The following is a 3,375-nucleotide window of genomic DNA, read 5'->3' on the forward strand; positions in this document are numbered from 1 at the left end:
CCCGCGCCCACACCCGCGCCCGCAGGACAAAGGCATATGCCATAAGCAACACCGCATCGGGTGATGCCAAATCCCTTACGAGCCCCCTCCCGCTGTGCGAAAGTCATTAGCGGTCCACCATCCGTCAAGTTGGTCGCACCGCACCTTCACCGGAGCATCCATGCCGTCCCATGTCTTCGCGGACCACGCCGCGGGCCAGCCGCCCGAGCGCGGCGCGGTCGACGCGCTGATCTCGCAGACGCGCCGGCTCCGCGGCGACGTCGACGCCGTCCGGCGTGACGCCGTGGCCGACCACGGGGACCCGGCGGGGCGCTGGCAGCGAGCCCTGTGCGATCTGGCCGTGCACCAGCTCGACGACCTCGACGACCACCTCGCCCAGCTGCGGGACGGCCCGCCGCGTGCGGCACGCGAGCCCGCGGCCCCGCCTTTACCCCGGCCCGCGGATCCGCACCGGGACTCGCTCCTGAGCCGGGTGGGCAGCGCCGAGTGGAACCTCCTCACCGACGAGGCCAGCTGGTCCTGTGAGCTCTACGACATCCTCGGCCGCGACCCGGCCGCCCCCCCGCTCTCCCTCGACGAACTCCCCTCCCTCGTCCACACCGGCGACCAGCCCCTGCTGACCGCGATGGTCACGGACTGCCTGGTCGACGGGAAGCCCATCGACGGAGAGTTCCGCATCGTGCGCCCCGGCGGTGACGTGCGCCAGGTGCACATGATGGGCGAGCCCGTCCTCGCCGCCGACGGCTCCACCGCCTCCATGTGGGCCGTCCTGCGGGACGTCAGCGAACTGCGCCGCAGCCAGCGCGTGCTGCGCGAGACCCAGGAATCCCTGCGCCGCCGCCGCGAGATCGCGCAGACCGAGCACCGGCTCGCGGCCGAACTCCAGCAGGCGGTGCTGCCGCCATGGCGCGGCGCGCTGCGCTTCGCGCGGGGCGGCCCCGCGCGCCTCGACCTCGCCGCCCACCACCTCCCCTCCTCCATCGGCTCGCTCATCGGCGGCGACTGGTACGACGCCATGGAACTGCCCGACGGCCAGGCCCTGTTGAGCGTCGGCGACCTCACCGGCAACGGCGTCACCGTCACCTCGGGCATGGCGATGCTGCTCGGCGCGGTGCGCGGCATGGCGGTCGCGGGCGCCCCGCCCGGCCGCCTCATGGGCTGGCTCAACGACCTCATCGACACCACGGCCCGGCCCACCCTCGGCAGCGCGCTCTGCTGCCGCTACGACCCCGGCACCCGCCTGCTGACGTGGGCGCAGGCCGGACACCCCGCCCCGCTGCTGTTCCGCGACGGAACGGGACGCGCGCTGACGCCACCGGCCGGCGCGCTCCTCGGCGCCGCCCGCGCAGCGGCGTACGAGCAGGCCGAAGAGCAACTACGGCCCGGAGACCTGTTGTTACTGCACACCGACGGCCTGGTGCCACGGCATGACAGGGACGCGACGACAGAGCTGCTGCTCTCCCTCGCCCCCCGCCTCACCGAGGCGTCCACGGCACAGGACAGTGTGCGGACCCTCGTCGAGGAGTTCGGCGCAGGCGCGCGCGAGAACGACGCCTGTCTGTTGATCGCCCGGTGCTGAGGGCGCCCGGTAATGAGAGCACCCGGTGCCGAGAGCGCCGCGCGCGTTACGCCCTTGCCGTCCTTGCCGCCCCCTTGCCTCCCTTGCCCCCCTTCGGCAGCGCGAGCTTGATCTCCTCGCGCAGGTCCTTGATCTTCGGGTATCCGGAGTAGTGCGCCGTCAGGCGGTACATCTCGCGCAGCCGGTCCCAGGTGCGGTGGGAGGAGTTGGCGCTCATCGACACCAGCGCCAACCGCGCGTACCGATCTGCCTGTTCGGGGTCGTCGGCGATGAAGCAGGCCGACGCCAGCGAGATGTAGTCGAAGATCTGGGAGCGGTCGTGGCCCTTGGCCCGCAGCTCGATGGCCGCCTTCGCGTGCCGCTGCGCGATGTTCGCCGCGGCCGGTTCGTGGTCGGCGAGGGTGCGGTAGGCGAGGGCCTGCATGCCGTGCAGATCCGCCTCGTCGAACATCTGCATCCAGCTCGGCGGCGGCACGTCCCCCTTGTCGGAGACGAAGAGGTCCTCGGCGAGACCGAGCGTGCGCCGCATCGCCTGGCCGCGCCCCATCGACGCCTGCGCCCAGGCCTCGATGGTGTAGAGCATGGCCCGGGTGCGGGGCAGGGCCTCCTCCCCCGCGCCCGACTTGGCGAGCTTCATCAGATCCAGGGCGTCGTCCGGCTTGCCGAGGTGCACCATCTGGCGGGCGGCCCGCGACAGGGCCTCCCCCGCGCGCGGGCGGTCGCCTCCCTCGCGCGCCGCGTGCGCCGCGATGACGAAGTACTTCTGGGCCGTGGGCTCCAGGCCGACGTCGTGCGACATCCAGCCCGCGAGGACGGCGAGGTTGGCGGCGACGCCCCACAGGCGGCGCTGGAGGTGGTCGGGGTGGTGGTAGTTGAGCATGCCGCCGACTTCGTTGAGCTGGCCCACCACGGCCTTGCGCTGCAGCCCGCCGCCGCGGGCCGCGTCCCAGGCGCGGAACACCTCGACGGAGCGCTCGAGCTCCTCGATCTCCTGTGACCCGATGGGGGCGGCCTCATAGCGGTCGAACCCGGCGGGGTCGGCGTGCAAGGGGTCGTTGATACGGGGGGCGTCGGCCGCGAGGGCCGGGTCGGTGTGCAGCCAGTCGTGCATGGCGCTGCTGAGTGCGGAGCCTGCGGCAAGCGCGGCGCCCGCGCCCACCAAGCCGCGTCGGTTGAGCATGAGGTCCATTCCCGTGAATTCGGTGAGGACCGCGGCTGTCCGCTCGGGCGCCCATGGCACGCCGTCGGGGTGCTCCACACTCCCGCCGCCGCGCCGCTTCCCCGGGCGCCCGTGCCGGACCAGACCTAGATCCTCGATGGTCACGACACGGCCGAGACGCTCGGTGAACAGGACGGCCAGCACCCGGGGCACCGGATCGCGCGGGATCTCCCCCATGTCGATCCACCGCCGCACCCGCGAGGTGTCGGTGGCCAGCTGCGGGTGGCCCATGGCCGCCGCCTGCCGGTTCACCAGTCTCGCGAGCTCACCCTTGGACCAGCCGGCCAGGCCGAACAGGTCCGAAAGGCGGGTGTTGGGTTGTCCGTTCACGTCAAGCCCCCAGGTTCTCGGCTGAGTTGACAGTAACCCTCTGTCAGTTGCTGAGCGACTATTCGCCAGGGTTCGCCAGGGTGCGCCAGATGGTGTGCCAGGGGAGGCCGGGTGTCAGGTAGGAGTGCGCCACCCCGACCCGGTCGCCGCAAGGCACTCCCCAGGGTGCTCCCGACGCGATCGGGGCGGGAGGCGCACGCAATTCACAGGCACACGAAGGGATCTGTATCGCCCATGTACGCAGCAT

The 3,375-nt window shown here is 72.2% G+C and carries 2 protein-coding genes; one reads left to right on the forward strand and one right to left on the reverse strand.

All coding sequences use genetic code 11. The annotated features are described in order from the left end of the window. Positions 1 to 160: 160 nt before the first annotated feature. Entirely contained in the window at positions 161 to 1,579 is a 1,419-nt protein-coding gene (locus GKQ77_RS30295) for a PP2C family protein-serine/threonine phosphatase (RefSeq protein ID WP_219692319.1), read from the forward strand. Positions 1,580 to 1,625: 46 nt separating this feature from the next. On the opposite strand, the gene GKQ77_RS30300 is transcribed toward GKQ77_RS30295, so the two are convergent. Continuing rightward, positions 1,626 to 3,128, reverse strand: coding sequence for a DNA-binding protein NsdB (locus GKQ77_RS30300; RefSeq protein ID WP_219692320.1), 1,503 nt, complete (start codon positions 3,126 to 3,128; stop codon positions 1,626 to 1,628). Between the last annotated feature and the right edge of the window lie 247 nt (positions 3,129 to 3,375).

This window comes from Streptomyces anatolicus (assembly GCF_019400875.1).
GTDB classification, from domain to species: domain Bacteria; phylum Actinomycetota; class Actinomycetes; order Streptomycetales; family Streptomycetaceae; genus Streptomyces; species Streptomyces anatolicus.